13 protein-coding genes are annotated in these 16,295 nt (G+C 64.8%); 12 read left to right on the top strand and 1 reads right to left on the bottom strand.

All coding sequences use genetic code 11. The features are described from left to right. The 7 genes from F9K07_RS23020 (at position 1) to F9K07_RS22990 (ending at position 8,452) form a co-directional block, all read left to right on the top strand. Complete coding sequence (locus F9K07_RS23020) at positions 1-2,097, top strand: acetate--CoA ligase family protein (RefSeq protein ID WP_159595631.1); 2,097 nt, start codon at positions 1-3, stop codon at positions 2,095-2,097. Positions 2,098-2,147: 50 nt separating this feature from the next. Further along, positions 2,148-3,473 (top strand): MmgE/PrpD family protein, encoded by a 1,326-nt coding sequence (locus tag F9K07_RS23015; RefSeq protein WP_159595630.1) that lies wholly within the window; start codon positions 2,148-2,150, stop codon positions 3,471-3,473. Between the two features lie 351 nt (positions 3,474-3,824). Further along, a complete protein-coding gene (locus tag F9K07_RS23010) occupies positions 3,825-4,994 on the top strand; it encodes an IS4 family transposase (RefSeq protein WP_159590777.1) in 1,170 nt (389 codons plus the stop codon). After that, positions 4,978-5,739, top strand: a complete 762-nt coding sequence (locus tag F9K07_RS23005; protein ID WP_236582049.1) for an IclR family transcriptional regulator — start codon at positions 4,978-4,980, stop codon at positions 5,737-5,739. The genes F9K07_RS23010 and F9K07_RS23005 overlap by 17 nt, the downstream gene beginning before the upstream one ends. Positions 5,740-5,910: 171 nt before the next feature. Continuing rightward, positions 5,911-6,906, top strand: a complete 996-nt coding sequence (locus F9K07_RS23000) for a Bug family tripartite tricarboxylate transporter substrate binding protein (protein WP_159595628.1) — start codon at positions 5,911-5,913, stop codon at positions 6,904-6,906. A gap of 8 nt (positions 6,907-6,914) precedes the next feature. Continuing rightward, the gene (locus F9K07_RS22995; protein WP_236581451.1) at positions 6,915-7,301 is read left to right on the top strand and encodes a Zn-ribbon domain-containing OB-fold protein; all 387 of its coding nucleotides are present in this window, start codon (positions 6,915-6,917) and stop codon (positions 7,299-7,301) included. Then, positions 7,298-8,452 carry an acetyl-CoA acetyltransferase gene (locus F9K07_RS22990; protein ID WP_159595626.1) on the top strand — a complete coding sequence of 385 codons (1,155 nt, stop codon included), beginning with the start codon at positions 7,298-7,300 and terminating at the stop codon, positions 8,450-8,452. Before F9K07_RS22995 ends, F9K07_RS22990 begins: the two co-directional genes overlap by 4 nt. A 22-nt stretch (positions 8,453-8,474) precedes the next feature. Here F9K07_RS22990 and F9K07_RS22985 read toward each other — a convergent pair whose 3' ends face one another. Continuing rightward, the gene (locus F9K07_RS22985; protein WP_159595625.1) at positions 8,475-9,251 is read right to left on the bottom strand and encodes an IclR family transcriptional regulator; all 777 of its coding nucleotides are present in this window, start codon (positions 9,249-9,251) and stop codon (positions 8,475-8,477) included. A 197-nt stretch (positions 9,252-9,448) separates the two neighbouring features. On the opposite strand from F9K07_RS22985, the gene F9K07_RS22980 reads away from it, so the two are divergent. The 5 genes from F9K07_RS22980 (at position 9,449) to F9K07_RS22960 (ending at position 16,278) form a co-directional block, all read left to right on the top strand. After that, the gene (locus tag F9K07_RS22980) at positions 9,449-10,819 is read left to right on the top strand and encodes an MmgE/PrpD family protein (RefSeq protein ID WP_159595624.1); all 1,371 of its coding nucleotides are present in this window, start codon (positions 9,449-9,451) and stop codon (positions 10,817-10,819) included. Between the two features lie 42 nt (positions 10,820-10,861). Beyond that, complete coding sequence (locus F9K07_RS22975; RefSeq protein WP_159595623.1) at positions 10,862-11,770, top strand: SMP-30/gluconolactonase/LRE family protein; 909 nt, start codon at positions 10,862-10,864, stop codon at positions 11,768-11,770. 28 nt (positions 11,771-11,798) lie between these two features. Beyond that, on the top strand, positions 11,799-13,400 hold the full coding sequence (locus tag F9K07_RS22970; RefSeq protein WP_159595622.1) for a class I adenylate-forming enzyme family protein: 1,602 nt from the start codon (positions 11,799-11,801) through the stop codon (positions 13,398-13,400). 22 nt (positions 13,401-13,422) lie between these two features. Then, a complete protein-coding gene (locus tag F9K07_RS22965; RefSeq protein WP_159595621.1) occupies positions 13,423-14,772 on the top strand; it encodes an FAD-dependent oxidoreductase in 1,350 nt (449 codons plus the stop codon). A gap of 63 nt (positions 14,773-14,835) precedes the next feature. Continuing rightward, positions 14,836-16,278, top strand: a complete 1,443-nt coding sequence (locus F9K07_RS22960; RefSeq protein WP_159595620.1) for an MmgE/PrpD family protein — start codon at positions 14,836-14,838, stop codon at positions 16,276-16,278. The last annotated feature ends 17 nt before the right edge of the window (positions 16,279-16,295 follow it).

The raw sequence follows: 16,295 nt of genomic DNA, 5'->3' as shown, positions 1-16,295 counted from the left end.
ATGAACGCCATTTCCAGACTCCTCGCCCCTCGCAGCGTGGCCATCATCGGCGCCTCGGCGGATCCGTCGAAAACCGCAGGTCGCCCGGTGGCCTATCTCCAGAAGCACGGCTTCTCCGGTCGCATCATGCCGGTGAACCCCAAGGCCGATCGCATTGGCGATCTGCCCTGCTATGCCGACATCGCGTCGCTGCCAGAAACGCCCGATGTCGCCATCGTGCTGCTGGGCGCGGAGCGTGCCCACCTTGCGGTGAAAGAGCTGTCTGCGCGCGGTTGCGCAGCCGCCGTGGTGCTGGCCAGCGGCTACACGGAAACGGGTGAAGACGGCGCACGCCGTCAGAAGCAACTGCTCGATGCGGCCGGCCCGATGCGCATCCTCGGCCCGAACACGATCGGTCTGGTCAACCTGACCGACAGGATCGTGCTCTCGGCCACGGGTGCGTTGGAGATGGACGAGTTTCCGGTGGGTGGCATCGGTGTCGTGTCGCAAAGTGGCGGCATTCTGGGCTCGCTGCTCTCGCGCGCCGCTGCACGCGGCATTGGCCTGAGCAAGCTCATTTCCACCAGCAACGAGGTGGACCTGGAGCTGGCCGACTTCATCGACCACCTGGCGGACGATCCGGCCACCAAGGTGATTGCGCTGTACGTGGAGACCGTGCGCAATCCCGCGAAGTTTCGCGCCGCCTGCCTCAAGGCGGCGCGCGCGGGCAAGCCGGTGGTCGCGTTCAAGATCGGTCGCTCCGAAGCCGGCGCGCAAGCCGCCGTGTCGCACACCGGTGCCATGGCCGGCGCCGATCGCATGTACGACGCGCTGTTCAAGCAGGTCGGTGTGATCCGCGCCAAAAGCTTCAACGATCTGCTGGACATTCCCGTGGGCCTGGCCACTGGCCGCATCTTGCGTGGCAAGCGCGTGGCCATCCTTACCAGCACGGGTGGCGCGGGTACGCTGGTGTCCGACGATCTCGGTGTGGCCGGCTTCGAGACGCCCGCGCCCGACGCCGCCACAGCCGAGGCACTGCGTGCATTGCAGACCGGCAGCGAAGCCGTGCTGGACCGCAATCCCATCGACGTGACGCTGGCTGGCCTGAGGCCGGACCTGCTGCGCGGCGCCATTCGTGCGCTGCTGGCCAGCCCGAGCTATGACGCCCTGGTGATCATCGTGGGCTCGTCCAGCCTGGCCATGCCCGAGTTGATGGCCGGTGCCATCCGCGATTGCCTGCCGGATTCCGACAAACCCATCATGGCCTACGTCAGCCCGCATGCACCCGAAGTGGGTGCCTTGCTGACGCGGCACGGCGTCCCCGCCTTCTCCGCGGCCGAAAGCTGCACGGCGGCCCTGGACGCGATGCACTCGGTGCGTGCATTTGTGGCACCGGTCGACGCGCCTTCGGTGTGCGCAGCGGTCACGGTTGGCGATCTGCCTTCAGGTTCGCTCGATGAAGCGCAGGCCAAGCAACTGTTCGCGCGCTTTGGCGTTCCCTGTGCGGCCGAACGCACCGTGACCACGCCCGCAGAAGCAGAAGCGGCTTCGCGCGAGCTCGGTGGACGCGTGGTGCTCAAGATCCTGTCTTCGCAGATCACGCACAAGAGTGACGTGGGTGGCGTGGCGATCGGCCTCACCCCCGATACCGTGGGTGCGCGATTGACAGCCATGACGACCGATGTGCACAACAAGGCGGGGGTGCGCCCGGAACGTTTCCTCGTGCAGGAAATGGTGGGCGGCGGGACCGAGCTGATCCTGGGCATGCACAGAGATGCGTTGGGAACGGCCGTTTTGCTGGGTATGGGTGGCGTGACCGCCGAACTGCTCAAGGACACGACCTTGCGCCTGCTGCCCGAAGATGCGAACGGCCTCACCGGCCTGAGCCGCGCCGATGCGCTGGCCATGGCGAAGGATCTCAAGACCTGGCCGCTGCTGGACGGTTTCCGTGGCCGTCCCATGGCGGACGTGGACGCGCTGGTGGATGCCATCGTCGCCTTCTCGCGCATGGCGGCGCAGTTGGGTGATCGACTGGTCGAGGCCGAGATCAACCCGGTGTTTGTGCGGGCAAGGGGCGAGGGCGTGCGTGCCGCCGACGGTGTCGTGGTGCTCGCCTGAGGGTGCCTTGCGACAACGCCGAACACTGCTCGGTCATGGAGAACGGAACGATGTACGCCTCTCAAGTATTTGCCCGCTTTGCGGCCGACTTCGCCACCACACCGCTGCCACCCGAGGTGGTCCACCACGCCAAGCGCGCGGTCGTCGACTGGTACGCGTCTTATTACCCTGGGCTGGACACACCTGCCGTGCAAGTCCTCACGCGCACCCTGGCGGACGATCTGGACCGCGGGACATCGCAACTCGTGGGAGGGCGCAGGGCCACGGCGCGTGCCGCCGCACTGATCCAGGGAACGGCCGCACACGCCGCCGAGGTGGACGACAGTTTCCGCGACGCGATGCTCCACCCGGGTGCGGCCACCATTGCCGCCGCGTTGGCGGTGGCCCAGGCAGTGAAGGCCTCGGGCCCGGACCTGCTGCGCGCGGTGGTGCTGGGTTACGAAGTCTCCACCCGCATCGGCGTGGTGATGGGCCGCCCGCATTACAAGTACTGGCACAACACCGGCACCATCGGCAGCTTCGGTGCCGCTGCGGCAGCGGCGAGCCTGCTCCAACTGGACGAGGATGCGTTCGCGCACGCCCTGGCCATCGCCGCCACTTTCACCGCAGGCCTGCAGCAGGCCTTCCGCCTGGAAGCCATGGCCAAGCCCTTGCATGCGGGCCGAGCCGCGGAGGCCGGGGTGTTGGCGGCACAACTGGCGGCGGGCGGCATGCGCAGCTCGCTCGATGTGCTGGAGGGCGAGGCGGGTCTGGGCCAGGCGATGAGCACCGGGCCGGACTGGTCCACCGTGGGGGCCACGCTGGGCAGCGATTTCCACATCACGCGGCTCACCTTCAAGAACCACATCGGTTGCGGCCACACCTTTCCCGCCATCGATGGCGCGCTCGAGCTGCAGCAGTTGCATGGTTTCACCCACGAAGACATCGAACGTGTGGCGCTGGGCGTGTACCAGTCGACGCTGGACATCGCGCCGCACGTCGATCCGCAGAACGCAGACCAGGCCCGTTTCAGCCTGCACTACATGGTGGCCAGCGCCCTGGTGCATGGCAGCGTGCGGCTGTCGGCCTTCGAGCCTGCGCGTCTGCAAGATCCGGCCACACGCGCGCTGATGCAACGCATTCACAAGGCCCTGGACCCGGAGGTGGATGCCGCCTTCCCCGGTCGCCGTGGTGCGCGCGTGGAGATCGCGTTGCGCGATGGCCGGCGCCTCTCGCACTTGCAGACCGACCGCAAGGGCGACCCCGAGTTGCCCTTGTCCGACAAGGACTTGGAGGGCAAGTTGCTGGAACTGGCCTCACCTGTGATCGGGGACGCCGAATCCACCGCGCTGCTCGCGCGCATCTGGCGCTTGGACAGGAGCGTCAACCCAACTTGAGCGAGACCGTAGCCTTCGCCTGGGTTTCAGCCAGCTCAAGATGGTCACGGCACCGTTGCTCAGTCGTTGAAGCGCCATTCCATAGAATGGAAATGTCGAACATAGCGTCCGATCTTTCAAGGATTGTCTTCATGCAGATCGTCAAAGATGAGGAGATGGGTGATCGGCTGGGGCGCTCACCGACCAATCGATCGTTGGTCAGAGGCCACTACTGTCCGGTTAAATGGTCCGCGCCGAGCCTGAGATCAAGCATTGGCGCGGGTTGCAGACCGATTTCGTTTGGTGCCGATTTGAACTTCGCTCTTCCAAAACCGCGTACTTTCCCGGGCTTGACTGTCTCTGGGGAAGCGCGTGCACATCGGCAAGACCTTGTTTTCTCAGATCATGGAGTTCGTCCCATGGACCAGCTTCGCGCGCATCGTGCAGCGCCATGGAGGCAACTCGGGTGTGCGAGCGCTGTCGTGCGCCGAGCAGTTCCGGGCGATGGCCTTCGCGCAGCTGACTTGGCGAGAGAGTCTGCGCGACATCGAGGCCAGCTTGTCGGCCAATGCCGGCAAGCTGTATGCGATGGGGTTTCGCTCGGCGGTCAAGCGCTCCACGCTGGCCGACGCCAACGAATCGCGCGACTGGCGCATCTGGTCGGACCTGGCTGCCTTGCTGATCCGGCGCGCACGCAAGCTGTACGCGAACGATGCGCTCGGCGTCGACTTGGACAACACGGTCTATGCGCTGGACTCCAGCACCATCGATCTGTGCTTGAGCCTGTTCGACTGGGCACCGTTTCGATCGACCAAGGCGGCCATCAAGCTGCACACGCTGCTGGATCTGCGCGGCGCTATCCCGGCCTTCATCCACATCAGCGATGGCAAGCTGCACGACGTGAACGTGCTGGACATGCTGAGTTTCGAGGCCGGTGCGTTCTACGTGATGGATCGCGGCTATGTGGACTTCGCACGGCTGTATGCGCTGCACCAGGCTGGCGCCTTCTTCGTTACGCGCGCGAAGTCGCCGATGGATGCCAGACGTGTCTACTCGGCACCCACCGACCGCAGCACTGGCGTCATCAGCGACCAGCAGGTCATGCTCAACGGTCACTACTCGGCCAAGAAGTATCCCGAGCATTTGCGGCGTGTGCGATTCAAGGATCCCGAGTCCGGCAAAACACTGATCTTCCTGACCAACAACACGGCGCTGCCGGCGCTGACGATCGCCGCGCTGTACAAGAGCCGCTGGCGAGTCGAGCTGTTCTTCAAATGGATCAAGCAGCATCTGCGCATCAAGAAGTTTCTCGGCAACAGCGAGAACGCCGTGAAGACGCAGGTGTGGTGTGCCGTGGCCACCTACGTGCTCATTGCCATCGTCAAGAAGGAGCTTCAACTCGATGTCTCGCTTTACACATGTCTACAGATCTTGTCGGTGTCGGTCTTCGAGAAAACCGAGATTTCATGCGCCTTGCAGGCCGACGCGTCCCAGACCGATATGCCCGACGCCGTTAACCAATTGAATTTGTTCGACTTTTAACCGGACAGTAGTGGTCAGAGGCATTGAAATCCTCAGAGCCTTCCGGCCCGGCTCGAACTGGCTGGGCAATGGCGAACTCGCGGAACGCACGGGTCTTTCTCCTTCCACCGTGAGCCGTCTGACGCAGACACTGGTCTTGACCGGCATGCTTCAGTACGAACAGCAGCGCCGGGCCTATTGTCTCGCTCCGCCGGTGTTGAGCTTCGCGCACTCCATGAGGACGGGGTCGACCGTGCTGGGCATCGCTGCGCCCCTGATGCGCGAGCTGGCAGAACGTGAACGCATCAATGTCGGGCTCGCCGCGCCAGACAAGGATGAGATGGTGTATCTCGAGTCCATCCGCTACAACCGCCGTGTCGCCTTGCGCAAAGTGGTGTCGGGGCAGCGTGTCCCAATGGAATTGACCTCACTGGGACGGGCATACCTGTCCACCCTGGCGATTCCAAAGCGACGGTTGCTACAGGCGTCGTTCGAGCGGCGATCTGGTGCGAACTGGCGCGCGGTTTCGCTTGAGATCAATGCAGCGATCCGACAGGTGCGAGCGCATGGCTATTGCGCGGCTTCCTGGCAGCCAGAGGTGGTGGCACTGGCAACTCCCCTCACCACTTCCGAAGGGGTCTACGTCTTGAATGTCAGCGTGTCTACCGAAGAGCCGATATCCCGCGTGGAGCGCTTGCTGGGTCCTCCGCTCATTGCGCTGGCCAGCGGCATCCGTTCTTCGCTGGCGCGGATCCCCGAGCCCTGAGCGGTACCGCGGCATGGTTTGTCCATTGGCCGACCCGCAGAAGACTGCCGCGGCACTGGGTTGACTGTTCCGCAATATGGACTCACAAGACGCTCGTTCGGCAAAAGAATCGGTGCATGTGATCTTGCTGTGCAGATCACAAAACCCCGAATCTTTTGCAGGAGACGACACATGAACACCCGCATCACAAAAACGCTTCTCGGCGCATGCGCTGCCACCCTCGTGGTCGCAGGCATTGCAGGCATTCCACAAGCGGTACAGGCACAAGACCCGTACCCCTCCAGGCCGGTGCGCATCATCGTCCCTTACGCGGCGGGCGGCGCGAACGACACCATTGGCCGCCTGATGGCCAAGGAGTTGTCGGAGCGGTTGAAGCAAGCGTTCGTCGTCGAGAACCGGCCCGGCGCGGGCCAGGTCATCGGCACCGAGCTGGTGGCGCGCTCGGAACCCAATGGCGAGACCATTCTCATGGGCGGCATCGTTCACGCCATCAACCCCGGGTTGGTGGGCAAGTTGCCGTACGACTCCGTCAAGGACTTCACCACGGTCTCGGTATTTGCCGAAGCACCGATCGTGTGCGTGGTGCCCGCCACGCTCGGCATCAACGATCTGAAGTCGTTCATCGAGGCCGTGAAGAAGAACCCGAAGAACTTCACATTCGCATCGTCCGGCAATGGCGCGCCTGGGCACCTCGCTGTGGAAAGCATCATGGCGGCCGCGAAGATATCCATGGTGCATGTGCCCTACAAAGGCACGGCGCAACCGGTCACCGACATGCTGGCCGGTCTGGTGCAGCTCTACTGCCCGAGCCCTTCAGGCGTTCTGCCGTACCTGCGCAACGGCAAGTTCAAGGCCTTGGCGGTCACGACGGCCAAGCGCGATCCCGCGCTGCCCGATGTGCCCACGCTCGCCGAGGCGGGCTTGAAGGCCAACACGGTCGGCACGTGGTACGCCTTCCTGGTGCCCTCGGCCACCGACCGCCGCATCGTCGACATCCTGCACAAGACCACCAGCGATATCACGAAAGACCCCGCCGTTGCCACTGCGTTCGCCAACATCGGGGTGACGGTGCAGTCGCACACGCAGGCCGAGTCCGAAAAGTTTGTCAGAGACGAAACCACGAAATGGACCCGGTTCGTGAAAGACCTGAACATCAAGATCCAGTAATGCTGCCCATGCCCGCCCTGCAAAAGTCCCCGCACCAGATCTACGCCGAGCATTGCGAAAAGGGCTTGCTGGCCTACCAGGTGGAGGTCGATACCGGCAAGGCCATCTTCCATCCAAGGGTGGTCGCGCCCGGCTCGGGCAGCACGGGCCTGGACTGGAAGATCAGCGGTGGTCGGGGCACCGTGCACGCCACCACCGTGGTGTTTGAGAAGGGCCAGCCTTCGCACAACGTGTGCCTGGTGGACCTTGATGAGGGCTACCGAATGATGAGCCGTGTGGAGGGCGTGCCGCCGCTCGACGTGGCCATTGGGCTGCGGGTGCAGGTCCGCTTTGCGCCGAGCGGCGATGGTCAGCCGCCGTATCCCGTGTTTGTTCCTTTGGGCGAGGCGGCATGACAGGACTTGAACGCGGCAGCGCCGCCGTGGTGGGCGTGGCCGAATCCGATCTGGGCGCGGTCGCGGCCGGCACCACCCCGGTGGACCTGATGGCACAGGCCAGCATTCGAGCGCTGGACGACTGTGGACTTTCCTTGAAGGATGTGGATGGCATCTTTGCCGCCACCAGCCAGCTGCGAAACCCGACCCTGCAGTTGTGCGACTACCTGGGGGTGACGCCGAAGTACCAGGACGGAACGAACATCGGAGGCTGTTCGTTCGAATCGCATCTCGGGCATGCGCAAGCGGCCATCCAGGCGGGCTTGTGCGAGGTGGCGTTGATCGCTTACGGCAGCACGCAGCGGCTCATGGGCCGCAGCAAGGTGAACCAGCGCGAGTTCAATCCCTACGAAACGCCTTACCGGCCGTTCCTGCCATCGTCTGCCTACGCGCTGTCAGCATCGCGGCACATGCACCAGTTCGGCACCACGCGCAGGCAACTCGCGGAGGTCGCGGTTGCGGCGCGCCAATGGGCCTTGCTCAATCCGCTGGCCTGGGAAAAGGAGAGCCTGTCGATCGACGATGTGCTCAACGCCAGGATGGTGAGCCACCCGTTTTCCGTGCGCGACATCTGTCTGCTGTCGGACGGAGGGGGCGCCATCGTCGTCACCTCCGCCACTCGCGCCAGGAGCATGCGCAAGACCCCGGCGTATGTGTTGGGCGTGGGCGAACACATGAGCCACGCCAGCATCTCCGCCATGCCCGATCTGACCGTATCGCCGGCCGCCTTTTCCGGTCCTGCGGCATTCCGCATGGCAGGGTTGGCCCCCAAGGACATCGATGTCCTGCAGCTGTACGACGCGTTCACGCTGAACCCGATCATGTTCCTGGAGGACCTGGGCTACTGCAAGAAAGGGGAGGGCGGTGCGTTTGTCGAAGGCGGCAGGATCGCGCCCGGCGGCGCTCTCAGCGTCAACACGAACGGTGGTGGTCTGTCCTATTGCCACCCGGGCATGTACGGCATCTTCCTGTTGATCGAGGCCGTGCGGCAAATCCGCGGCGAGCGCGGGGACGCACAGGCCCGCAACCACAAGCTGGGGTTGGTGCATGCCAACGGCATGGTGTATTCCGCCGGCGTGACCGTGATCCTGGGCGACGCCGACACCCTCTGACGGAAAGCAAATGGGGCGGCGATCACCAGTGGTAGTCGCTGATCAACTGCTCCAGCTGGCGGGCGTTCTTTCGCAGAAGCACGACCAATTCCTCGACCCGCTTCGTGCCCAGGCGGTTGGAGATCGATGCGATGCTGAGAGCGGCGACCGGGGCTCCCTGTGGACTCATGATCGGGACGCCCACCGCATGAACGCCCGCGAGCCCGTACACATCCAGGTGGGCGTATCCCAGTGTCTTCGTCTTCTCGATCAGCCGGAGCAGCGCGCGCTTGTTCAAACCCTTGTATTTCGAGAGCGCCTGCTCATTGGCCGCGATACAGGCATTGCGTTCGGCAACCGGCATCTCGCTCAGCATGGCCAGACCGCCAGCGCCCACGCCCAGCGGCCGACGGTCGCCGACCCCCACGGAATAGATCTTGATCGGGCAATGCCCATCCGTTCGGATCAGGCAAAGCGCTTCGTTGCCGATGCGCTGGTTGAGGTAGAAGGTGTCGCCCGTCTGGCGGGCCATGTCTTCCAGCAGGGGCTGTGCGAGCTGCTGGAAATTGAGCTTGCGGTTGACGATCAGGCTCAAGGCCACGATGCCCTGGCCGAGGTGGTAGCGCCGGGTGGTGACGTCCTGGGTGACCAGGTTCTCAGCCATCAACGACTTCACGATGCGGTGCACCGTGGGCCGCTCGAGGTAGAGCTCGTTGGACAGGTCCACCAGCCTGACACCTTCGTCGTGCCCATTGCCAATGTGGCGCAGGATCATCGCGGCGCGCTGGATGCTCTGGGTGCCTCCGCTTGCGTTTTCCATAAGTCTCCTTGCTGCACCGACCCCCAGGACGGCGGGTGGTGGTGCCATTGTGTGAGAGCGGCAGAAATTATGCGTCCATAAAGTGGACTCTGTTGCCCCCTTGCATGATCGAACCAGCCTGAGGATGCGCGTCCACCATATGGACCATCACAGCCGCATTCGCTGCCTACAATTTTTTCATTGTGCAAAGGAGCCCTATGAAAACAGCCGCCGACGCCGACTTGCAGCGCCTGGCCTCTTATGTGGTGGGTCTTGTCGAAAGCGATACTCCCCTGTCGGTCAGGCGCGACGCCATAGACCGGATCGTGGACGCCATCGGCTGCGGCATCGCCGGATTCCCGTCCATGCCGGGCGAAGTGGGCCGGCGCATGGCCGCCCGGGCTCAGGTGCCCGATGGTGCGCGTGTGCTCGGAACCGAGCTCCGTGTGTTGCCCGAGTACGCTGCCTTGGCCAACGGCTTCATGGTGCGCTACCTCGATGGCAACGACACCTACCTGAGCGGCGGTGGCCACCCAAGCGACCTGATTCCAGCCGTCATGGCCATGGGCGACGCGCTGCGACGCAGCGGTGCCGAGGTGCTCACGGCGGTCGTCGCGGCGTACGAGGCCTACCACTGGATCTTTCGCGGCACGCTGGTGCGCGAGAAGGGTTGGGACCATTCTTTCTACACGGCGGTGGCCGCCAGCGCTGGTGCTGCAAAACTGCTGCGCCTGTCCGAGGCACAAACCGCCCATGCCCTGGCCATTGCCATGACGGCCAACCACGCGCTGCTGGTCTCGCGCCAAGGCAATCTGTCGATGTGGAAGGGTTGCGCGGCACCGTACGCGGCGAGGGACGGCGTGATGTGTGCGCTGCTGGCGGCCGAAGGCATCGAGGGACCGGAGCAACCGGTCCGTGGCAAGTCGGGCCTGGCGGAGCGGTTCGGCGACCTGAAGTTTCCGGCACTCGGCGACCGCGACCACCCGTTCGCCGTGAGTCAGTCGCACCTCAAATGCTTCCTGTGCTACTACCACGCGCAAACCGCCATCGAGCTCGCGCTGCGGCTCCACGCGCGGCTGAACGGCGAGTCCATTGCCAGCGTGAAGGTGTTTGTCTACGAAGTCAAAGGGATGATCGAGAACACCCCGGCGAAGTGGCGGCCAACCACGCGCGAGACGGCCGACCACAGCATCCCGTACATCGTGGCGGGCGTGTTGCTCGATGGCGTGTTCAGCGACGCGCTGTTTGACCCAGAGAGGCTTCAGGACACGCGCATTCACGCCATCCTCGACCGCCTCGCGATGGACGTGGACCCTGCATTTGCCGCCGAGCCACCCGAGATGTCGCCGTGCCGCATCGAGGTCACCACGAACAGCGGCGCGACGTTCTCGGAAGAGGCGAGGTATCCCAAGGGCCACACCATGGCGCCGTTGTCCGGCGACGAGGTGAACGACAAGTTCCGCATCCTGGCGCAACGCGTTTTCCAACCTGCGCAAGCCGAGCAGGTGCTGCAGGCGCTTCGGTCGCTGGACGAAGCGGCCACGCTGGACCCGCTGATGGACGCCCTGGTGGTCCGGTCCGGCGCTTGAAACGGGCCACAGGCCATTCCGCAATCTCTGGAGACGAATGACATGCGCTGGGACTTTGAACTGATTCGCAGACCGTGCGGCATCCCGCTCACCGAAGGCCCGGTGTGGAATGGTGAGGTGGTGCTCTTCACCCACATCCGTGCGAGCCTGATCTACCGCTACGACCCCAAGAGTGGATCGTTGACGCAATGGCGCAGCGGCACGCAGAACACCAACGGCATGGCCTACGACGCACAAGGTGTGCTCTTCGGTTGCTGCTCCGGTGGTCGATCGATCGTGCGCTTTGAAGCCGATGGATCGGCGCAGACCACGGTGGTCAGCCATCTGGATGGAAAGCGGTTGAACACGCCCAACGATCTGGCGATCGACCGCCAGGGGCGCATCTGGTTTTCAGACCCCTGGAACGCCGACGGCAACCTCCCAGCCGGTGCGCAGGAAGAGCTGGGGCACCGGTCCATCCTGCGCGCCGATCCGCAAGCCGATGGCAGCTACACCGTGCACCGCGTCACGTTCGACACGGTCAAGCCCAATGGCGTCCTGCTCTCGCAAGACCAGCGCACGCTGTACGTGGCCGAAAGCGGCTTCGAGCGCGACAAGGTGCGCGAACTGCGGGCGTATCCGATCCTGGCCGATGGATCCCTGGGGCCGTTCATCACGCTCACCACCTGGGGCTGCGACCACCGGGGCGTGCACCGCGGCATTGACGGCATGTGCCTCGACGTGGAAGGCAACATCCTGGCGTGCACCGGCTGGGAAGTGTCTGGTCCGGGTCCCTTGATCCAGGTGATCTCCCCCCACGGGCGCCCGCTGGAGTCCCATCCGGTGCCGGCGCCCATGCCCACCAACCTGTGCTTCGGCGGGCCGGACATGACGACCTTGTTCGTGACGTCGCTCCAGGGCCATTTCTTCCAGGTCAAGACCCACCGCAAGGGCTGGGCGATGTATCCGTGATCCGGGTTCTCCTGTCTTGAAGATCGATATGCAACGACGCACTCCCCTCGAAGTCACCCGTCTGTACCCGGACCATGGTGCCACCTTGCCTGGCCTGCTGGCCTCGCGCGAACAGCAGAACCCTGAGGCCCCGTTCCTGCTGTTTGCCGGAAAGACCTGGACGAGACAACAGTTCCTGACTGCCTCGCGCCAGTTGGCCACCGGCCTGGCCGCGTGGGGCGTGTCCCCGGGCAGCCGCGTGGCCATTACCGCCACGAACCACGAAGCGCATGTGCTGCTGCTGTTTGCGCTGGCGCATCTGAACGCGGCCATGGTGCCGCTCAACCCAGCCGCCACCGCCGCCGAAATGCGGTACGTGCTGGAGAAGTCCCAGGTGAGCGCCGTGGCGGTATCGCCTGCAACGCTGGCCGTGACACGCGAAGCCATCGACGGACTTGCCGATCAACCCCGTCTGCTGGACATCACGCGCGAACTGTCCGGCCTCACCTCGCTGGCCGAACTGATGGCGCAGGCGATCGACGCGCCTTTGCCCCAACCGGATGCCGAAGCCACCTGTCTCGTGATCTTCACCTCGGGCACCACGGGATTCCCCAAGGGTGTGATGCACAGCCAGAAGAACTTCGTGGTGGGCGGCGAGGCCAATGTGTCGCGCCTGTGGTTGCAACCTGAAGACCGTGTGTTGACGGTGATGCCGCTCTTTCACACCAATGCGCTGTTCTACTCGCTCGCCGGCTCGTGTGCGGCCGGTGCCTGCATGATCCTTCTGGAGCGGTTCTCGGCCTCCACGTTCTGGAACACCGCGGTCGACACCGGCGCGACCACCGTGAATTTCATCGAAGCCATCGGCCGCATCCTGAAGGCGCGGCCCCGCAGCGAGTTCCGGCCCGATCACCGCATCGAAAGCGTGTACGGCGCGCGTGCCGATATCCAGGACTGTTTCCGCGACGAGTTCCACATCCGCTACCTCATCAGCGGGTTTGGCATGACGGAAATTCCCGGTGTTTGCTGCGTGCCGTTCGGCGGGCCCGCGTTGAGCGGGAGCATGGGCAAGCTCGGGCAGCACCCCGATCCCGACCGGCAGTGGGCGCAGGCGCGCATCGTCGACGACAACGGTGTCGACCTGCCCGACGGGCAGACCGGCGAGTTCTGGGTGCGCCACCCGATCATCATGCAAGGCTATCTGGGCGACCCGGCGCAAACGGCCGACGCGTTCCACGATGGCTGGTTCAAGACCGGGGACCTGGTGCGCCGGGACGCCGATGGCGTGTACTGGTTCGTCACGCGCAAGAAGGACATCATCCGCCGCCGTGGCGAGAACATCTCGGGCGCCGAGCTGGACCGCCTGCTCGCGGAGCACCCGGCCATTGTCGAGGTGGCGACCGTGCCGGTGCCCTCCGAGCTGGGCGAAGACGAGGTGCTGGCCTGTGTGGTCAAACGGCCCGACCACAGCTTGAGCGAGGCCGAGCTGCACCGCTGGTGCCAGCAGCGCATGACGGCCATCAAAGTGCCGCGCTTCATCCTGTTCGTGGACGACCTGCCGCACACGCCGACCCACAAGGTCGCCAAGCAGGTCCTCAAGGATTCCGCCGTGTCGCTCCAGCGCCGCGCGCACGACTTCAACCCCGCATAGCAGCACGTCACCACGGACTCCCATGAAAAGAATTGTTGTTGTCGGATCGGGCCTCGCGGGCATTTGCGCCGCGTTGGAAGCGCGTGCACAAGGTGCTGAGGTGTTGATGCTGGAAATGCAGACCGAAGAGCGCCGTGGCGGCAATACCGCCGTGTCGGGCGGTGCGTTTCTCGCCCCCAGCGCCGACACCGAAGCGGCCCGCCAGGCATTCGTGGAATCGCTGGACGCCAGCACGCTGGGTCGCGGCAACCGCGTGCTGTTTCGCGCCATCGCAGACCGGGTCCTGGGCGACCTGCAGTGGCTGTCCCAACGCGGCGCAGACTTCCTGCCCGCTTATGCCTGCGCGCCGCCCCACCGGTGCAGCGTGCACCCGTTGGAGCCTGGCCAGTTCGTCGGAACGCCGCGCTTGATGCGCTCGCTCTACGAGGCGCTCGATGCGCAGGGTGTGCAGGTGCACTACGGCGCGCGCGTCACGGATCTGATGCTGTCGTCCACGGGCGCTGTGTCGGGCGTGAAGGCCACGCGCGGCGGCGCGGAGGTGGCGTTTGAGGCCGACGCAGTCGTGCTGGCCACCGGGGGCTACTCGGGCAACAAGGAAACGTTGATGAAGTTCGTCGGACCCGAGGCGGCGGGGCTTTCGCTGCGCGGGGTCGACTGGTTGATGGGGGAAGGCATCGAGATGGCGCAGCGGGTGGGCGCGCAGGTCGGCAACATGGAAGGCATCGAGTCGCTGCACGTGGCCGCGGTCGATCCGTCCAACCCAAAAGGCGGAAACCCGTCGCGTGCTATTCCGTACAGCATTGCCATCAACGCCGACGGCGAGCGTTACGTGGACGAGTCCAGAGGCTACGTGGCCAACGGCAAGGCCGCGCTGAAGCAGCCCGGACAGACCGTGGCCATCGTGTTCGATGCGCAGATCCGGTCGATGCCGGGCGTGCAGACCGCCATGACCACCTACAGGAACATGGGGCTTACCGTGCTGGAGGCACCCGACCTGGCCACCTTGGCGGCCGCGATACAGGTCCCACCCGAGCGGCTGGAAGAAACAGTCGCCGCCTTCAATGCGTCGATCGAAGATGGCAAGGCCATGGCCGCACAACCCGCCAAAACGGCGTGGGCCACGCCTCTGCAAGTGCCGCCGTTCCATGCGCTCTATCCGTGCCGCCCCGCGATCACGCTCACGTTCGGCGGGCTGGTGATCGATGAAAAGGCCAGGGTGCTGGCTGGGTCGGGTCAAGCTATTCCCGGGTTGTACGCCGTCGGCGAGATGGCGGGCTGCCTGTTCCACCACGACTACCTGGGCGGTGGCTCGCTCTCCAACTGCCTGTCGATGGGCCGTGTGGCTGGGCGCGACGCGGCTGGCCTGCGCTGAGCGCAGCCACACGCGGCCCGTGCCTGCCCTTTTTTGCCTCTTCTCAAACGGACACTTTCATCCATGACCTCATTGACCCAGGGCCTCGCGCGGCGCATCCACACCGCTCGGATCGAGCACTTCAGCGAATGGGAGCGCGAGCAATCGGCCAAGGTGGTGATGGACACGCTCGCCGTGATGGTCGGCGGCGCCATGTCCGAATTGCGCGAGCCCATATTGAACTACCTCGGCATGTCGCCGCAGAAGGGCCCGTCGCGCGTGTTGGGAACGGACTGGCGGCTGCCCCCCGAACTTTCGGCTCTGGTGAACGGCACCTTCGGCGCTGCACTGGACTTCGACGATGTGGTGTCCACCATGCCCGGACACCCCAGCGCGATCGTGATGGCGGTGGTGGCCGCCGAGCTGGATCTTCGAACCATCAGCGGGCGAGACCTGATCGAAGCGCACATCGTGGGCCTGGAAGTGAGTTCCAAACTGGGCGTGGGCCTCACCAAGGGCTACTACGACCGAGGCTTTCACGGCACCTGTGCGTTAGGTGTTTTTGTCGGTGTCGCCGTGCTGGCCTGCTTGCGCAGGCTCGACGAGCAGACCATTGCCGCCGCGCTTGGCATGGCGAGTTCCATGTCCAGCGGATTGCGTTGCAACTTCGGCACCATGACCAAGGCCTTGCACACGGGGTGGGCGGCGCAGTGGTCGGTCCATGCCGTCAACCTGGCGCAAAGCGGCGTCACGGCTTGCACCACAGCGCTGGAGGCGAACGCGGGCTACTTCGAAACCTATGGCGACGCTGCCTCCGACACCGAGGCGGTGCTGCGCGCGTGGGGTGAACCGTGGGCGATCCGCTCGCCCGGCGTCGGCTTGCGCAACTTCGCCTGCTACAACGCGCTGCAACGCCCGATGCACGCCGTGCTCGATCTGAAGAGCCGCGTTGATCTCACCCCGGCGTCGCTGCAACACCTGTCGTGCTGGATGCATCCGGGTGGCATGCAGGGCGCGATCTATCCCCGTCCCACGACCGGCTTCGAAGGCAAATTCAGCTTGCAATACGTCCTGGCTGCCGGTGTGCTCGATGGCGCCTATTCACTGCAGACATTTACCGATGAGGCGGTGAACCGGCCGGCGATTCAGGCACTGTTGAAGAAGATCGAGGCTTGTGAAATGGACGTGTGTGGCACCACCGACCCGCAGGCCATCGGCGGCGCGCTGGAAGGCGCCAAGGGGTTCGTGCAGGTGAGCGTGACGCTTGCGTCTGGCGCCGTCGAAACCTGTCGGCTCAGCGTTGCACCCGGGCACCCGGCCCGGCCATTGGGTTGGGACGAACTGCACGCCAAGTTCATGGACTGCGCGCGGTTCGCGCATTTCCCGGTGGCCAAGGCCGAGGCCGCCTGTGCGTTGCTGCAGTCGCTGGAGACCTGCGCCGACATCAAGGAGATCGCCGATCTCCTGGTGGCCGCGCCTGCGAGCCGGGACGCGGGCAAGGCAGCCGAGCTGGCCGCCGCCCAGTGAGGCTGCGTCTCGGCCCG

It is taken from the genome of Hydrogenophaga sp. BPS33, assembly GCF_009859475.1.
Taxonomy (GTDB): domain Bacteria; phylum Pseudomonadota; class Gammaproteobacteria; order Burkholderiales; family Burkholderiaceae_C; genus Hydrogenophaga.
Note: the sequence above shows the minus strand (reverse complement) of the source record. Positions and strands in the feature narration are given on the sequence as shown.